Below are 14,406 nucleotides of genomic sequence, written 5' to 3' on the forward strand. Positions count from 1 at the left end.
TCGGACTACAAAGCTGAGATCAGCTGGTATCGGCGGCATTTGACGTCGCTGACGAGGGTCTCACGCGGGGTGGGCGTCTCCACAGAGGTGGTCGAACTGGAACTACCGATTCCTGGCACAATCCAGCGTGGCGGTGGCGGGCGCGAGTCCGGCGATTTTGGCGCCGAATACCTTCAGGGCGGTGCCGCCGAGGATGTTGTTCTTGGCGTGTTCGGAGAGGTTGGGGATCGACATGATGCGCCCCGGGGTGTCGAAGTCCCAGTGCGGCCAATCCGAGGAGTACATCAGGGTGTTCTCGGCGTCGATAGCCTTGAGGGTGCTCTGTAGCAGATCGGGGTCGGGCATCTCCAAAGGTTGTGAGGTGTAATACATTTCGCGCATGTAGTCACTCGGCGCCCTGCGCAGTAGCGGGGCGTCGGAGGTGCGCAGGATGAATTCGTGGTCCAGGCGTTGCATCAGAAACGGGAGCCAGGCCAGGCCGCTTTCGATCCAGATCGTTTTCAATCCGGGGAAGCGTTCGGGTATGCCGTTGAACAGCCAGTTCGTCAGGTGGGTGATGTTGCAGGTGACGAAGGAGATGGCGTGGACGGCGGTGAAGCGGTTCATCGTCGAGGTCATCGAATCGCCCCACGACGGGCCGGCGTGGAAGCCGATAGGCATGCCGAGGCGCTCCAGTTCGGCGTAGATGGGCATGTATCGGTTGTCGTGCACCGATATGTGGCGCTGGCTGGTGACCAGGAACCCGATGACATCGGGGTGGTCGTGGTAGAGGCGGATGGTTTCCAATGCCATGTCCGGGTCCTCGAACGGCAGCCCGAGCATGGTCTTGATCCGGCGGTCTTTGCCGAGGATGTTGGTGACGAACCACTTGTTGTAGGCCATCATCAGCGACGCCCCGATCAGCGGATTGGGGTGCAAACCGATTTCGAGCATCGGTTGCGGGAACACCACCTGGCAGTCGATGCTCATCGCGTCCATGGCGCGGCGCACCAGGGTCAAATCCCGGTGCTCACCACTGGGTTCGACATATTCCGACAAGGCGGCCTGGTGCGGTACTCGGCCGGCGGTGTCCTGGAAGGTCAGGCCGGCGACGTGGTTGGACAGCGCCAAATGTCGCGCCTGGGGCCAGTTCTGGGAGATCTGCTCGCCGTAGTCACGCAGGATCGGATGATCGAGATATTCGATGATCTCCGGCCAGGAGTCGAGCTCGACGTGGTGGGAGTCGACATCGACGATGAAGCGGCTGTCCAGGCCGTAGCGCTTGGTGTCGTTGGCGGCGTTGGCCAGAATCTGGCGCGAGTCGGTGGTGACGGTGATTTCCTGGGTCGGGTGAACCGCGACCTTCGGCTCAATGGTGCTGGTCACGAGCGGACTCCTGCCCTCGACGGGATTCGGGACAGCCACAGCGCGAGGTCGAAGGTGTTGAGGTTCTGCGATTCCATCAGTGCCGAGATCAGCACGACGGCATCAGTGCTCGAGTAGCCCTCGGCGTCGAGCGCCGGGAGGTAGCCGGCCGATTGGGCCGCGGCCGCGTACAAGGTGGCGGTATCGGCGACCAGTCGCGACAGCGCCTGCGATGTCAACGTGTCGACACCGCCGCAGGCCAGCCGTTCGACGCCTTCGTGCAGCTGGTCAAGCGCGTCGATGAGATTCTCAGATGCGGACATGGATCTTGCCTCCTGTTTCGGTGACCTCGACGGCGCTGAGCCGGAAGTTCGGTTTCGTGGCGTGTTCGCCCGTCGTGATGACGAATTCCGAACCGTGCCAAGGGCATACGACGTGCATTTCCGACTCGTCGAAACGCATCCCGCGTGCACGCTTCTGGTCGTCGAGGACTTCGCGGACCTTCGGGATGATCCGCCCCTGGCACGCTGGGCCACCCTGATGCGGACAGACGTTGTGATAGGCGTAAAGGCGGCCATCGATGCGGAAGATGCCGATCGTGTCGTCGCCGATGTCGACGATCAGGCGGCCGCGTTCGGCGACATCACCGGAATCGGCAACCACCACCGGCGCGGGCACGGCAATCGCGGCCTGCATCGAGATCTCGGTATGGGTCATTCCATCCCTCTCGCAGATTTGCCATTCAGTAACTCACTCGTCCATGTTCAAACCCATGACTCATAGCTGCTAGGTATAAATGGGTGCGGGGGTGGTTAAAATAGGACAGATGGAGCTGATCGAGCGCGGCTATCGCCATCCGACTCGTCCCGGGCTCGGTGTCGAGGTGCTGGCCTATCGCGAACTCATCACCCGTCTACCTGCCTCGGGCTTCGGACAGCTGCACCGGCTCGACTTCCATCAGCTGCTGTTGGTCAACGCCGGCGCTGCCACGGCAATGGTGGATTTCGCCGAACTCCCCTGCACTCCTGGGACGCTGCTGCACACCAGGCCTGGCCAGGTTCAACGGTTGCCCACCCTCGAATGCGGCGAACGACCGGCCGAGCTCGATGCCACCCTTGTGCTGTTCGCCGCGGCTTTCCCTGCCCACTCACCGCACACGGCACCGGTTATCGGCGACCCGTTCGGGCAGACCGCGTTTCAGCTCGCGCCCGCCGACCATGCAGCCATTTCGCACGCTTTCACCGATCTGGCCACCGACTCCCGCGCACTGAGCGCTCAGACTGCCGACCTCGACGTCGAGTTGCTCCAACACCTACTCGCTGCGCTGTTGCTGCGTATTGCCCGCCTCGCCGATCCGCGCGACATCACAGCGATCGACGGCGACTGCTTTCGCCGGTTCCGCCACGAACTCGAACGGTCCTACACCGTGCTACGCCGCGCGCAGACCTACGCAGACTCCCTCGGCTACTCACTCAAAACCCTCAATCGAGCCTGCCAGCACACCGCAGGGCACACCGCCAAAGAAATCATCGATGACCGGGTCATTCTGGAAGCCAAACGCCTCCTCGCCCACACCGACCTCCCTGTCGTCACCATCGGCAGCAGACTCGGCTTCACCGAACCGACCAACTTCGGCAAATTCTTCACTCTCCGAACACAAACCACCCCCGCTGCGTTCCGCCGAACACAGCAGCACCCAGCCTCATGACACCGACGACGCCGCCGTATTCCTGCGGGCAGGCCAGCGCGACCGGGACACGAGAGGAACGCCGCCTCGCTCATTGTCCATGGTCCTGTAGCCCTGCCCCGGCACGGGCTAGGATCGCTGGCGCGGGTTGCCCCTGGATTTGCTGGACAGTCGGCGGGCTGGTGTGATCACCATGCGGGAAGACGCCTAGCGGATCTATCCGCCGTACAACTTCTTTGCGCGCTCCTGGATTTCTTCGATCGTGAGGTTCTCGGTGCGGGTGCAGATGATCCAGACGTGCCCGAAGGGGTCGACGAGGGTTCCGCTGCGGTCGCCGTAGAAGAGGTCTGTGACGGGACTGAACTGGCGGGCGCCGAGTTGGAGGGCCTCGGCGAAGTGTTTGTCGACGTCCTCGAGGTAAAGGCGGAGGCCGACTGAGGTTCCGGGTTGGGTCACGAGTGGGCTGGCTTCGGACGGTTCGATGAGGACCAGGGAGGAGTCGCCGATCTTCAGTTCCGCGTGATCGATTCGGCCGGTGGGGGACTCGCCGCGGTAGATTTCGATGGCGCCGAAAGCGTCTTGGTAGAACTGGATTGCCGAGCGCGCGTCCTCGACGGACAGGTACGCGGTCAGACTGTGCTGGCCCTGGGGAATCGGATCAACTGCCATCCGGCTATCGAACCACCTCGGCGAGCCCGAGCATGTTGTCCTCACTGTCCCGGAACCACGCGGCCCGCTCACCGCGCCCCTTGCTCGGATAGTTGCCTTCGATGTCCATGATCCCGTTCACGGCGCCGTCGTACTCCTTGAACACCACGCCGCGATCACGCAGGCCGGCGACGGTGGCCTCGATATCGTCCACGTAGAACCCCATCTGCGTGAACGAACCATCGGAATCCTCCATATCAGGTAGGCCGACAGGCTTCGGTGGCGCGGCAGTCGATTTGGCTGTCGGCGGGCACTCGGTTGCCTCGAGTGCAATCATGATCGCCATGACACCTTCGGTCTACCTCATCTCCGGCATTCAGGCGGCCGGGAAATCGACGGTGGCGCAGGCGCTGGCCGAGCGGTTGCCGCGGTCGGCGCACGTGCGAGGGGATAGCTTTCGGCGGTTTGTGGTCGGCGGGCGGGAGGAGATGAGTCAGGAGCCGTCGCAGGAGGCATTGCGGCAGCTGTGTTTGCGGCATCGGCTGGCCGCGAAGGCTGCTGATGCTTATGCGGCGGAGGGGTTTACGGCGATCGTGCAGGACACGGTGCTCGGCGAGTTGATGCAATACACGATCGATCAGATCGAGACGCGGCCGCTGTTCGTGGTGGTGCTGGCGCCGCGGCCGGAGGTTGTTGCCGCGCGGGAGGCGGGGCGGGGGAAGGCGGCCGATGGGGCGTTCAGTGTTGCGGAGCTGGATGCGGCGTTGTGGCAGAGCACGCCGCGGATCGGATTGTGGCTGGACACTTCGTATCTCACGGTTCAGCAGACCGTCGACGAGATATTGGCCCGCGCGCAGCCGCTGGCGTAGGTCCGCTATGGCGCGCTGAGCGGGGTGAGCGGTTTGGTGGCGGGACCTTCGAGGAGCGTCCCGTCGGGCGCGAAGCGGGAACCGTGCAGCGGACAGTCCCAAGAACGTTCGGCGTCGTTCCAGCGGACGATGCCGTAGAGGTGCGGGCAGACGGCGGACAGTTCGGTGGTGGTGCCGTCGACAGTGCAAGTGGCAGTAGGCCGTACACCGTGCCGTTCGACAGTGCCGCAGCCTTCCGTAGGAACCTGGTCGGAGGTGTGGGCGGCCATGCGTAACCACCCAGCCGTGAGTTGTTGGGCCACAGCGCTGTTCGAGAGAGTCGCGGACGGCAACGCCTTGAGTTCATCTGGCCGCCAACTGGCCAGCGCACCGCTCCAACTCGGTGACTTGCCGGTGATGCGGCCGGCCAGTGCCAAAGCGGCGGCAACTCCGTTGGTGAGGCCCCATTTCGCGTATCCGGTGCCGACCAGGATGTTGTCCTGCCCGGGCAGCAACGGGCCGACATAGGGGAGTTCGCCGACCGGCGTGTAATCCTGGGCAGACCAGTCCTGCATGGGTTCCGCTGTGGGGAACCAGGTTTGCGTCCAGCGCAGCAACTCGTCGACCTTCTGGCGCTCCGACCTGGTGCGTCCGACAACGTGACCGTTCCCGCCGACCAGCAGCACATCGCCGTCCGGCGTCGGCGCGTAACGCAGTGAGCGAGTGGGTTGTCCCGCACTGAGGTACATATCCCGCGGAATCGGCTCGTCCACATGGAAGGCGGCAAGATAAGAGCGCTGAGCCGTGAGCCGGGCGAAGAACCCACCGCGATCGAGAATCGGTGTACCCGTGGCCAACACAACCGTTCCCGCACCGAGATCGCCATGGTCGGTTTCAACGGTCAGGTCCCCGTTCACCCCACCGCGCACCCCGCGCACCATGGTCGACTCATAGACCGGCGCCGCATGCGATTCGACCTCCGCGGCGAGCGCGGCCAGTACCGCCATGGGATCGACCTGAGCCTGATCGTCCAGCCGCACCGCGCCATACGACGGGAACGGCACGTCCAGTTTCGCCACCATCTCGGTGGGCAACCCCGCCTCCCGCGTCGCCTCGAATTCCGCGCGCACCTTGCCGATTTCGCCCTCGGACTGCGCATAGGTGAGCGCGGCGACGTGCTGAACCCCCACCCCGTGCTCCTCGCAGAATCGCAACAACCATTGCTGCCCTTCACGATTCGCCGCGACATAGTCACGCAGCGTGCCTGCGGTATGCCGTCGACGAATCCGCTGGGCCCGAATTCCTTGGAGCAGACTGATCTTTCCGGTGGTGGCACCGGTGGTCCCCGCGCCGACCCGCCGGCCCTCGACCACCGCCACTTCGACGCCACTCTCGGCCAGCAACAGCGCGGTCACCAATCCGGTGAGACCGCCGCCGATCACGACAGTGTCGAAGCGTGATCCTGGCGTTAATCGCAGACGTGCCGGAACCTCTGCGTCGTTCAACCATAGTGACGTCATAACCACGGCATAGCCTGTGCGCCGATCGGCAAACCCGCCGGTTGCTGCCCGGAAATCGGTAGCTGAACCGCAGAAGTTTCCGAGCGGAAGAACGTTTCCTTGCCTAAGATCATCCCATGAATGTGCGCGCAAGGGAGTATGGGCTGCAATTCCCTGGAGCCACCGGAGATTTGAACGCGATTACCGACGTTCCTGGTGTCGAGGTCGGCTACACCACCCTCATCCGCGGCGAGGACGTGCGCACCGGCGTCACGGCGATCCTGCCGCGCGGCCGCGAGCGAGTGTTCACTCCCTGTGCGGCAGGCTGGTATTCGCTCAACGGCAATGGTGAGATGACCGGAACCACCTGGCTCACCGAAACGGGTTCGCTGGCACTGCCGATCCTGATCACCAACACCCACGCGGTCGGCACCTGCCATCGGGGCATCATCGACTGGCTGATCGGCGCGTTTCCCGAATTGCCCAACGACTGGTCACTTCCGGTGGTCGCCGAGACCTGGGACGGCTATCTCAACGACATCAACGGCACCCATGTCACCTCCGCCGACGCGGTGGCCGCCATCGACGCCGCGGCGGGCGGCGCGATCGCCGAGGGCAGCGTCGGCGGCGGCACCGGAATGAACTGTTACGGCTTCAAGGGCGGCAGCGGAACCGCTTCGCGCCGAGTCGATTACGGCAAGGACACCTATACGGTCGGCGCCTTCGTGCAGGCGAATTTCGGCTCTCGTAAAGAACTTACGATCCGCGGCGTCCCCGTCGGCCCACTGCTGGCCGAGGACAATCCGCTGGGCGAGTGGACCGCGCCGTCGGGCTCCGGCTCGGTCATCGTCGTCATCGCGACCGACGCGCCGTTGCTGCCCGGCCAGCTGACCGCGCTGACCCGCCGGGTGCCACTCGGCCTGGCCCGCACCGGAACCAGCGGCTCACACTTCTCCGGCGACATCTTCCTCGCCTTCTCCACCGCCAACGAGGGCGCACTCACCAGCACCTTTCCGAACGCCGAAACCCCGTACGAGCAACTGACATTCATCCCATGGGGCCAGCTCAACCCGTTCTACGACGCCGTCGTGCAGGTCGTGGAGGAAGCCGTGGTCAACGTGCTGTTCGCCGGTGAGACGATGATCGGCCGCAGCGGTCATCGCTCACCGGCGCTGCCGGTGGATCAGGTGTTGCGGTTGCTCACCGTGAGTTGACGGTGCCCGTCATCAATTCCGCCTCGGTGGCCTCGTGCACGGCGAGCCAGCGCGCGAACTCCTCGAACGATTCCCTGCGGTCCGGTCCCGCCGTCGACTGCAGGTCGTCGAGTAGTTCACGCATCCGGTTGTGTTGCAGAACAAGGAGTTCCACGACGTTCTGGTGGTGACGCGATGTCATGTCTTCGCCTCGTTCGGGACGGAATGCGTTCGGTTACTTCGGGACCAGGATGCCGGTCAGATCAGCTTTGTCGATCGGGGTGTCCGGGTTTGCCTGCGCCGCGCACATCAGCTTGATGGATGCGATGGCGGCATCGATAGTTTGCCCCTCGGGGGCCGGGGAGTCACTGTTGCGTTCCTGCTCCAGGAACTTGGTGACGGTGATCCGCTGCTTGTCGGCGTCCTGCGCGGAGAACTCGCTGCACGGCGTGCTGCCGCCCTTGTTGACGAGCTTCTTCGGCTCGTCACCGCAGCCGCCGACGAAGAACGCCGCGAGGAGCACGAACACGAAGAACTTGGTGGTCTTGATCATGATCAGCCTCCGAATCCGACAAGGGCACTGGCAAGGTCATCGGTGTCGAGCGCCCCGAGTGCCTGCTGGCGCACGTCGGGACAGTTCTGCGTGGTGATCTGGTCGACGACGCCACGGTCCTTCAGCACCGTGCCGTTGAGTCCACCGTTGCGGGCCGCCCAGTCGTGCACGGTGCCGTTGAAGGAAGCTCGGCCCACGGTCGCGCCTTCGGTGCGCCACTTGTCGATGTCCGGGCGCATCATGTCGCACAACTGTTTTGCCGCCGCGGCGGAGATCTGGGCGTCGGGGTTGGGCACCTGCGGCGCGGGCGACGGCATCGAGAAGACGATGGTGCTGTTCGTCGCGGTGGCCGGGGTCGCCGGGCCCATGTTGTTGTCCGAACACGCGGCGACCAGCGGTGCGGCGGCGAGTGCACCGGCGATCAGCAGCGCGCGCAGCACCGGCCGATGACGATATCGGGTCATCTCAATGACCTGCCTGATCGGTGAGGTTCAAGCCCTCACGATTCTTCAGGCGGCGATGTTCGGCGACGACCAGGAAAATGCCGACTCCGATGCACACCACGGTCGCGATGGCGCCGATGATGACCCAGCCCGCGAACCCGTAGCCCGCCGCGGTGAGCGTCAGAGCGAGGCCGACCAGGCCGATCGCCACCAGGATGATGCCGGGCCAGTTGCGGGCGTCCGCGATGGATTCCCCGACGTGCGCGCGTGAGGTCCGGGTGTAGTCCGGGAAGTTGTCGTCGGGGCGGCCGTGGTGTTCGGCGCCGCTGTGTCCGGTGGTTGTCTCGTCCGGTCCGGGGAGCATAGGGATCCTTTCTGGTCCTACCCACCGAAGAGGGGGCATTCGACCGCATACCCGGCCAGGCGAGGATCAATCGGTGGCGCGCAGCACCTGCTCGGTGGCGGAGACGATCGCGACGTCGGGAATGGCGTCGAGGCCGTACCGCCCGCACGGCGCGGTCTGATCGCCGAGCACGATGGTCGGCACACCGTAGGGCGCCCAGCGCCGGGCAGGCACGACCGGCGCGAACAGCGACACCACGGGCGTCGCGACCGCGGCGGCCAGCGGGGCGGCACCGGTGTTCGGTACGACCACCGCGTCGGCATCGCGCAGCACGGCGGCGAAGCAGGCCAGATCGGTGGCCCCGCCGAGATCGCGGGCGTGCCCGTCGGCGACGGTGTCGGTGAGCGCCCGCTCGGCCGCGCTGCCGGTCACCACCACGCGATGGCCCGCGTCGGCCAGCGCCGCGGCCACCTGTCTGCTGCGCGGCGCCGACATTCGGCGGGCCGGCTCGGTGGCGCCGGGGTGCAGCACGACATAGCCTGGGCCGCCGGTCAATTCGGCGACCTCGGGCAGATCGTCGCGCACCCGCAGCCGGTGACCGCCGGGCGGATAGCCCGCCGCGACGGCCAGCGACAGCGCCCGAATCTGTTCCGGCATATCGTCGTTCACGCGATGGCGGACATCGAGCAGCGATCCGGCCTCGTCGGTGGTGATCGCACTGATCCGCGGCACGCGCGCCATCCGGAGCAGCAGCGCGAGCGGCAACGGGGACTGATGCGCCGAGGTGCTGATGAGCGCCTCGTCCGGCGCCAGCATGCGCACGCATTCGATCAACGCGCGCACGCCCGCATCGGTCAGCGGCGGCGGATCGGCCTCGACCCAGGCGGCCTCGAATTGCAGCACCCGGTCCACGCCGGGTAGCAGCGCGGCCGCCGAACTGCCACGCGGACCGGCGAGAAAGGTGACCGAATCCGCTCTGCGTGCGACAGCGCGCACGGCGGGACCGGCCAGGAGCACATCACCCGCGCTGTCCAGCCGCGCCACCAGCACGTGCCCGGTCATCGGGTAGGCAACGCTCGGTGCGCGGCGGTCCGGTATCGCTTCGTTTCAGTCGTCGGCGCGTCCATACGGCACGTGTGCCCGTGTCGGGAAATCCGAAACGCACGCTCTCCATCGATGGCCGATCAGGTTGCGGCCGGCACCAATTCGTAGACTCGGCAGGCGGCGTGGATGACCGGCTGGGCGACATTGCGCACCGGGACGCCGCCCGGTGTCTTCCCGTGTTCGCTGCCCGCGTGGGCGTGGCCGTGCAGCGCGAGGTCGGCGCCGAACTCGTCGATCGCCTTGCCGAGCAGGTAGGACCCGAGGAACGGATAGAGCTCGGGCGGCTCGCCCACCAGGGTGTCGGTGACGGGGGAGTAGTGGGTGAGGGCGAGGGTGACATCGGTGGACAGCTCGGCCAGCGCCGATCCGAGCGAGGCCGCGAGATCCGCTGTGTGCCCGGCGAATTCGCGCATCAGCCGCTCGCCGAAGATGCCCGCGCACTTGCCTTCGTAGCCGCCGCCGAAGCCCTTTGTGCCTGCGATGCCGAGCGTCCGGCCGTCGATGTCGAAGGTGACCGCGGTGCCCTCCAGCACGGTGATGCCGTGGTCGCACAGCATTGCCGCGATATCGCCTTCGGCGTCGCTGTGATAATCGTGGTTGCCGAGCACCGCGACCACCGGAAGACCGAGGTCGGTGAATTCGGCCGCCACCACGCGGGCCTCGTCGAGGGTGCCGTGGTTGGTCAGGTCGCCGGCCAGCAGCAGTGCGTCGGCCCGCCCTGCCAGTTCGAGCAGCTCGGGCCGGAGCAGGCCGGCCGAGTCGGTGCCGAAATGGACATCGCCGATCGCCGCGATCCGCATGAGGCTCAACTCTCTCCGTCGTCGATGGACTGGACGCGTACGTCAGGGCGCGCTTTGCGGTGATACCCAGCGGGTAGCTGGTTAATCGTGGGGTGACCGGGTACACGTTCCCGTGCGCGACGGCCGGTAACGGAAGGACGGGTGGGAGATGACCGAGGACGACTCGTCTCGGCGATCGAGCGGGAAAGGACCGCTCGTGCCCGGCCGTAACGACACCTGGAACCGGGATGTGCGCGGCGAGACCGAAACCGAACGGCTGGACCGCAATTGGGGCACCCTCATCCAGGAACTGCGCGTGGTGCAGACCGGGGTGCAGTTCCTCATCTCGGCCCTGCTGATCGTGCCGTTCCAGGCGTCGTTCGGGACGCTGTCGCACCCGTTGCGGGTGCTCTATCTCATCACCCTCTGCGCCGCGATCGGGGCGACCGTGTTCCTGGTCGCGCCGGTGTCCTGGCATCGGATCCTGTTCCGGCGGCATCGTCTCGGCAACGTGGTCGCCGCGGCGCATCGGTGCGCGATGTCCGGTGTCGGCCTGCTCGGCATCGCGTTGACCGGGGCCATGGTGTTGGTGGTGAGCATGGTTGCCGGGACGGCCGGTGGCGTGCTCGCCGGGGTGACCATCGCGGTGCTGTTCCTGGTGGCGTGGCTGTTCGCGCCGCTGTATTGGCGTGGACGGAGCGACCCTGACGAGCGGTGACGGTCAGTGGGCCGAGACGACTTCCCCGGCGTGCGCGGGTGCGGCCCGGTGATAGGCGGTCAGCGTTTCGAGAGCGACCTGATCCCAGGCGTAGCGGCTCGCGGCGCGTTGATATCCGGCCGCGCCCCAGGTATCGCGCAGGGTCTTGTCCTCGAGCAACTGGCGGACCGCCCTGGCCACGGCGAGCGGATCCGGCGGCGCGACGAGCCTGCCGGTGACCCCGTCGACGATGGTGTCGAGCATGCCGCCGACCGCGGTGGCCACCACCGGTTTCCGGCACGCCATCGCCTCCAGCGGCACCATGCCGAACGGCTCGTACCACGGGGTGCACAGCACCACATCGGCCGAGCGGTACCAGCGCGGCAATTCGGCGCGGCGGACGTGGCCGAGCATCCGAAGCCGGTCCTGCACACCGTATTCCATCGCCAGCCTGCGCAGCCGCCTGCCTTCGCTGTCGTCCTCGACATCGTCGCCGACCGGCCCGCCCGCGATCACCAGCTCGGTATCGGGCAACTCCTGCAGCGCCTTGATCGCGACATCGAATCCCTTGCGCGGCACCAGTCTTCCGACCGAGAGCACGCGGTGCATGCGGTGTCGCTGATTGCGCTCGGCGGCCGGGCCCTCCGGCGTGAAGGCGGACAGGTCGACCCCGCTCGGCACGATCGAGATGCGGAACCGGGGCACGCCCATCCTGGTCAGCTCCATCAGCTCATCCGAGCTGGTCGCCACGACATGTGCTGCGCGCCCGGCGATCAGCCGCTCGAAGCGGATGCGCGAGCGCGGACTGGTGTCGGCCAGACCCTGATGGCGGCGCCGCACGGTGCCGAGCGCGTGGAAGGTGACCACTACCGGAATCCCGTGTGCGCGTGCGGCCAATTCCGCGGCGAGGCCGGACATCCAGAAGTGCGCGTGCACGATGTCGGGGGTATCGAGGCCCCACTGGCGTTGCAGGAAAGTGCCGAAATCGCCTAGGTGCGGCAGACTTTGGTCGCGCGGCAGCGGTTCGGCCGGACCCGCGGTCACGTGCACCACGCGGTAGCCCGCGTCGGTGACGATCTCGGCAGGCAGCTTCGGATCATCACGACGGGTGTACACGGTGACGTCGTGTCCGCGCCGCACATAGGCGGCGGCCAATTCCGCGACATGGATGTGCTGGCCGGTCGCGGTGGTTGCGCCGAGCCCGGTCAGCGGGCTGGCATGCTCGGAAACCATGGCAATCTTCACGATGTGCTCCGTTCTCACCACGGGTGGCGGGCACACTGCGGCGCTGCACGGTGCCCGCGACCAGGCATCGCGTGACATGTGTTGAAGGCGGATATGTCCCAGTTATTCCCGTGCGCACGAGAACGAAACCCCCGACGCCGCTTCGGGATACGAGCGTGGCCTCAGATCATCGACACGATGATGCCGACCGCGACCGCGGTGCAGACGACCACGAGCAGCATCGTTGCGATCATCGCGCCAACGCCGGTGCCGGGAAAATGGTGACTGGTCGACGGCTCCGGTGCGGACAGGCCGGAGGTCTGCGCGGTTTCTGGCGGCGTCGAGTCGGGCGGTACGCCGCCGCCCGGCTCCAGGTCGGGGGTGGTCAGCGGGTCGGGGTCCATGGCCGTGATCGGGTCGGGCTGCATTGACAAGTCGGGCTGCATTGACAAGGCGTACCCGATCGCGAGATCGGCAATCCGGCGGCGGTTCGGCCGGCCGCGTTACGCGCGGAGACCTGCGGGTCGTTGGTGACTTTGTGACATCGGCGGCGGACCGTGCAACACTGTAGAGAGGTTGAGACCCCAGCCGACCCCGGTTCGACGCAGGGCGCACCACACCCGCCGAAATCCGGTTGATGGGACTGTAGCGACAACCTATTCGCGCATTGCGCACAGTTGTTCGCACCTTGTTCTCAACTCATCGGCCGAATCTGTCGCGTTGGACTGGAATTCCCCCCTTATACGGGAGGTCAGTATGTCCGCTAGTTCCGCTGTGTTCGAGCACGCCGAAGGTGTGCACCGGAACGGCTCGGGGCCGCACGCCGGCCACTCCTCGGCCCAACGCGTAGACCATCGCCAGCAATGCGTGGTGGTCCGCGTCGAAGGTGAATTGGATGCGGCCGCGAGTCCGCAATTCTTTGCCACGGTGGAACGGGCGGTCCGCTCGAACTGCCACGCCGTGGTGATCGATCTGCGGGCGGTGAGATTCCTGAGTCTCCGCACCGCCAACGCGCTCGGCACGGTCAAACAACGAGCCGCGGGCGATGGCACCGATGTGCGCATCGTGGCCGGTCGGCAGGCGATCGAGCGGTCGCTCGAGGTCTCCGGCGTGCGCCCGCTGTTCAGCCACTATCCGTCGATGCAAGCGGCACTGGACGCGTAAGGAGCACCTGATTCATCCGTCTCGCCGATTCCGGCGTGGCGAGCTCCGATCTGGCTGCGTGGCGCTGGTCAACGACGGATACTAGCGCTGTGACTGAAATGGGGCCGGTCCAGCCCGAGGATTCTCTCGCGCTGGATCGGGTGATCGGATTAGGGACACCGCAGAGTGTCGGTAGCTTTCGTTTCTGGTTCGCCGATCAGCGTTGGGAATGGTCGGACGAGGTCGCCACGATGCACGGCTATGCACCGGGCTCCGTCACGCCGACTACCGATCTGCTGCTGACCCACAAGCACCCCGACGATCGCGCCCAGGTGGCGAACGCATTGGCCAAGTCCATCGACGAGGGCGAGCCGTTCTCCAGCAGGCACCGGATCGTCGACACCGTGGGCGGCATCCACCACGTCATCGTCGTCGCCGACCACCTGTTCGACCACGACGGGCAGGTCGCGGGCACCGCCGGCTACTACATCGACGTGACCGACACCCTCGAGCACCACCGGCAGGAAGCCCTGGACGACGCGCTGCCCGAGCTCTGGGCCTCCCGCGCGGTGATCGAGCAGGCCAAGGGGGCGGTGATGCTGGTCTACGGCGTGAGCTCGGAACAGGCGTTCCGGGTGCTCAGCTGGCGCTCGCAGGAGACCAACATCAAGCTGCGCACGCTGGCCTCGCGCCTCGTCGCCGACCTCGGCTCGCTGACCGGCTCGACCGTGGGATTACGCACCCAGTTCGACCACCTGTTGCTGACCGCGCACCAGCGCATCGACGCGGGCTGAACTCGCGCGCACGTTTCGGGTGTAGCGCGGCGGGTACGACGGTAGGGATGAGGAGCGCTGCGGCCTCGGAGTTCTGGCCTGTCGCGGTGTCGGGCAGCGGGCGGCCC

At 66.2% G+C, this 14,406-nt stretch carries 20 protein-coding genes; 6 read left to right on the plus strand and 14 right to left on the minus strand.

The features are described from left to right. Positions 1–102: 102 nt before the first annotated feature. From ABZ942_RS34615 to ABZ942_RS34625, 3 genes are read right to left on the minus strand one after another with little or no spacing between them, the layout of a single operon-like run. Entirely contained in the window at positions 103–1,365 is a 1,263-nt protein-coding gene (locus ABZ942_RS34615) for an amidohydrolase family protein (protein ID WP_357389578.1), read from the minus strand. Next, complete coding sequence (locus ABZ942_RS34620; protein ID WP_357389580.1) at positions 1,362–1,667, minus strand: hypothetical protein; 306 nt, start codon at positions 1,665–1,667, stop codon at positions 1,362–1,364. Before ABZ942_RS34620 ends, ABZ942_RS34615 begins: the two co-directional genes overlap by 4 nt. Beyond that, positions 1,654–2,061: a Rieske 2Fe-2S domain-containing protein gene (locus tag ABZ942_RS34625; protein WP_357389582.1), complete on the minus strand. Its 408-nt coding sequence runs from the start codon at positions 2,059–2,061 to the stop codon at positions 1,654–1,656. The genes ABZ942_RS34620 and ABZ942_RS34625 overlap by 14 nt, the downstream gene beginning before the upstream one ends. A 79-nt stretch (positions 2,062–2,140) precedes the next feature. Here ABZ942_RS34625 and ABZ942_RS34630 point away from each other — a divergent pair, with 79 nt between their 5' ends. Further along, the gene (locus ABZ942_RS34630; protein WP_357389584.1) at positions 2,141–3,052 is read left to right on the plus strand and encodes a helix-turn-helix domain-containing protein; all 912 of its coding nucleotides are present in this window, start codon (positions 2,141–2,143) and stop codon (positions 3,050–3,052) included. A gap of 195 nt (positions 3,053–3,247) precedes the next feature. Here the strand turns inward: ABZ942_RS34630 and ABZ942_RS34635 are convergent, their stop codons facing one another. After that, positions 3,248–3,700, minus strand: coding sequence for a VOC family protein (locus tag ABZ942_RS34635; protein WP_357389586.1), 453 nt, complete (start codon positions 3,698–3,700; stop codon positions 3,248–3,250). 4 nt (positions 3,701–3,704) lie between these two features. Further along, positions 3,705–4,025 (minus strand): hypothetical protein, encoded by a 321-nt coding sequence (locus tag ABZ942_RS34640; RefSeq protein ID WP_357389588.1) that lies wholly within the window; start codon positions 4,023–4,025, stop codon positions 3,705–3,707. On the opposite strand from ABZ942_RS34640, the gene ABZ942_RS34645 reads away from it, so the two are divergent. Then, positions 4,024–4,548, plus strand: a complete 525-nt coding sequence (locus ABZ942_RS34645; protein WP_357389590.1) for an AAA family ATPase — start codon at positions 4,024–4,026, stop codon at positions 4,546–4,548. The genes ABZ942_RS34640 and ABZ942_RS34645 overlap by 2 nt on opposite strands. Positions 4,549–4,553: 5 nt before the next feature. Here the strand turns inward: ABZ942_RS34645 and ABZ942_RS34650 are convergent, their stop codons facing one another. Beyond that, a complete protein-coding gene (locus ABZ942_RS34650; protein ID WP_357389592.1) occupies positions 4,554–6,047 on the minus strand; it encodes an FAD-dependent oxidoreductase in 1,494 nt (497 codons plus the stop codon). Positions 6,048–6,163: 116 nt separating this feature from the next. On the opposite strand from ABZ942_RS34650, the gene ABZ942_RS34655 reads away from it, so the two are divergent. Further along, a complete protein-coding gene (locus tag ABZ942_RS34655) occupies positions 6,164–7,240 on the plus strand; it encodes a P1 family peptidase (protein ID WP_357389593.1) in 1,077 nt (358 codons plus the stop codon). On the opposite strand, the gene ABZ942_RS34660 is transcribed toward ABZ942_RS34655, so the two are convergent. The 6 genes from ABZ942_RS34660 to ABZ942_RS34685 all read right to left on the minus strand — a co-directional run bounded on the left by ABZ942_RS34660 (position 7,227) and on the right by ABZ942_RS34685 (position 10,462). Beyond that, complete coding sequence (locus ABZ942_RS34660) at positions 7,227–7,421, minus strand: hypothetical protein (protein WP_357389595.1); 195 nt, start codon at positions 7,419–7,421, stop codon at positions 7,227–7,229. The genes ABZ942_RS34655 and ABZ942_RS34660 overlap by 14 nt on opposite strands. Positions 7,422–7,454: 33 nt before the next feature. Continuing rightward, the gene (locus ABZ942_RS34665; protein ID WP_357389597.1) at positions 7,455–7,772 is read right to left on the minus strand and encodes a hypothetical protein; all 318 of its coding nucleotides are present in this window, start codon (positions 7,770–7,772) and stop codon (positions 7,455–7,457) included. 2 nt (positions 7,773–7,774) lie between these two features. After that, complete coding sequence (locus ABZ942_RS34670; RefSeq protein WP_357389599.1) at positions 7,775–8,236, minus strand: hypothetical protein; 462 nt, start codon at positions 8,234–8,236, stop codon at positions 7,775–7,777. Position 8,237: 1 nt separating this feature from the next. Then, entirely contained in the window at positions 8,238–8,579 is a 342-nt protein-coding gene (locus ABZ942_RS34675) for a hypothetical protein (protein WP_357389601.1), read from the minus strand. A gap of 66 nt (positions 8,580–8,645) precedes the next feature. Further along, positions 8,646–9,620, minus strand: coding sequence for a glycosyltransferase family 9 protein (locus ABZ942_RS34680; RefSeq protein WP_357389603.1), 975 nt, complete (start codon positions 9,618–9,620; stop codon positions 8,646–8,648). 122 nt (positions 9,621–9,742) lie between these two features. After that, entirely contained in the window at positions 9,743–10,462 is a 720-nt protein-coding gene (locus ABZ942_RS34685) for a metallophosphoesterase (RefSeq protein WP_357389882.1), read from the minus strand. 196 nt (positions 10,463–10,658) lie between these two features. Between ABZ942_RS34685 and ABZ942_RS34690 the strand changes: the two genes are divergently transcribed. Next, entirely contained in the window at positions 10,659–11,159 is a 501-nt protein-coding gene (locus ABZ942_RS34690; RefSeq protein WP_357389605.1) for a DUF6328 family protein, read from the plus strand. 3 nt (positions 11,160–11,162) lie between these two features. Here the strand turns inward: ABZ942_RS34690 and ABZ942_RS34695 are convergent, their stop codons facing one another. After that, positions 11,163–12,383, minus strand: coding sequence for a glycosyltransferase (locus ABZ942_RS34695; protein WP_357389607.1), 1,221 nt, complete (start codon positions 12,381–12,383; stop codon positions 11,163–11,165). Between the two features lie 161 nt (positions 12,384–12,544). Next, positions 12,545–12,790 (minus strand): DUF6480 family protein, encoded by a 246-nt coding sequence (locus tag ABZ942_RS34700; protein WP_357389884.1) that lies wholly within the window; start codon positions 12,788–12,790, stop codon positions 12,545–12,547. A 328-nt stretch (positions 12,791–13,118) separates the two neighbouring features. Between ABZ942_RS34700 and ABZ942_RS34705 the strand changes: the two genes are divergently transcribed. Beyond that, complete coding sequence (locus ABZ942_RS34705; protein WP_357389609.1) at positions 13,119–13,526, plus strand: STAS domain-containing protein; 408 nt, start codon at positions 13,119–13,121, stop codon at positions 13,524–13,526. A 98-nt stretch (positions 13,527–13,624) separates the two neighbouring features. Then, positions 13,625–14,299: a PAS and ANTAR domain-containing protein gene (locus ABZ942_RS34710; protein WP_357389886.1), complete on the plus strand. Its 675-nt coding sequence runs from the start codon at positions 13,625–13,627 to the stop codon at positions 14,297–14,299. Positions 14,300–14,406 lie beyond the last annotated feature (107 nt).

This window comes from Nocardia sp. NPDC046473, assembly GCF_040645995.1.
Lineage (GTDB): Bacteria > Actinomycetota > Actinomycetes > Mycobacteriales > Mycobacteriaceae > Nocardia.

Bases quoted from the DNA above. Each gene is read 5' to 3' on its own strand.
- ABZ942_RS34675 (WP_357389601.1), bottom strand. From the start codon at position 8,579: ATGCTCCCCGGACCGGACGAGACAACCACCGGACACAGCGGCGCCGAA.
- ABZ942_RS34630 (WP_357389584.1), top strand. From the start codon at position 2,141: ATGGGTGCGGGGGTGGTTAAAATAGGACAGATGGAGCTGATCGAGCGC.
- ABZ942_RS34670 (WP_357389599.1), bottom strand. From the start codon at position 8,236: ATGACCCGATATCGTCATCGGCCGGTGCTGCGCGCGCTGCTGATCGCC.
- ABZ942_RS34700 (WP_357389884.1), bottom strand. From the start codon at position 12,790: ATGCAGCCCGACCCGATCACGGCCATGGACCCCGACCCGCTGACCACC.
- ABZ942_RS34650 (WP_357389592.1), bottom strand. From the start codon at position 6,047: ATGACGTCACTATGGTTGAACGACGCAGAGGTTCCGGCACGTCTGCGA.
- ABZ942_RS34635 (WP_357389586.1), bottom strand. From the start codon at position 3,700: ATGGCAGTTGATCCGATTCCCCAGGGCCAGCACAGTCTGACCGCGTAC.
- ABZ942_RS34710 (WP_357389886.1), top strand. From the start codon at position 13,625: ATGGGGCCGGTCCAGCCCGAGGATTCTCTCGCGCTGGATCGGGTGATC.
- ABZ942_RS34645 (WP_357389590.1), top strand. From the start codon at position 4,024: ATGACACCTTCGGTCTACCTCATCTCCGGCATTCAGGCGGCCGGGAAA.
- ABZ942_RS34660 (WP_357389595.1), bottom strand. From the start codon at position 7,421: ATGACATCGCGTCACCACCAGAACGTCGTGGAACTCCTTGTTCTGCAA.
- ABZ942_RS34705 (WP_357389609.1), top strand. From the start codon at position 13,119: ATGTCCGCTAGTTCCGCTGTGTTCGAGCACGCCGAAGGTGTGCACCGG.
- ABZ942_RS34620 (WP_357389580.1), bottom strand. From the start codon at position 1,667: ATGTCCGCATCTGAGAATCTCATCGACGCGCTTGACCAGCTGCACGAA.
- ABZ942_RS34680 (WP_357389603.1), bottom strand. From the start codon at position 9,620: ATGACCGGGCACGTGCTGGTGGCGCGGCTGGACAGCGCGGGTGATGTG.
- ABZ942_RS34665 (WP_357389597.1), bottom strand. From the start codon at position 7,772: ATGATCAAGACCACCAAGTTCTTCGTGTTCGTGCTCCTCGCGGCGTTC.
- ABZ942_RS34655 (WP_357389593.1), top strand. From the start codon at position 6,164: ATGAATGTGCGCGCAAGGGAGTATGGGCTGCAATTCCCTGGAGCCACC.
- ABZ942_RS34685 (WP_357389882.1), bottom strand. From the start codon at position 10,462: ATGCGGATCGCGGCGATCGGCGATGTCCATTTCGGCACCGACTCGGCC.
- ABZ942_RS34625 (WP_357389582.1), bottom strand. From the start codon at position 2,061: ATGACCCATACCGAGATCTCGATGCAGGCCGCGATTGCCGTGCCCGCG.
- ABZ942_RS34640 (WP_357389588.1), bottom strand. From the start codon at position 4,025: ATGGCGATCATGATTGCACTCGAGGCAACCGAGTGCCCGCCGACAGCC.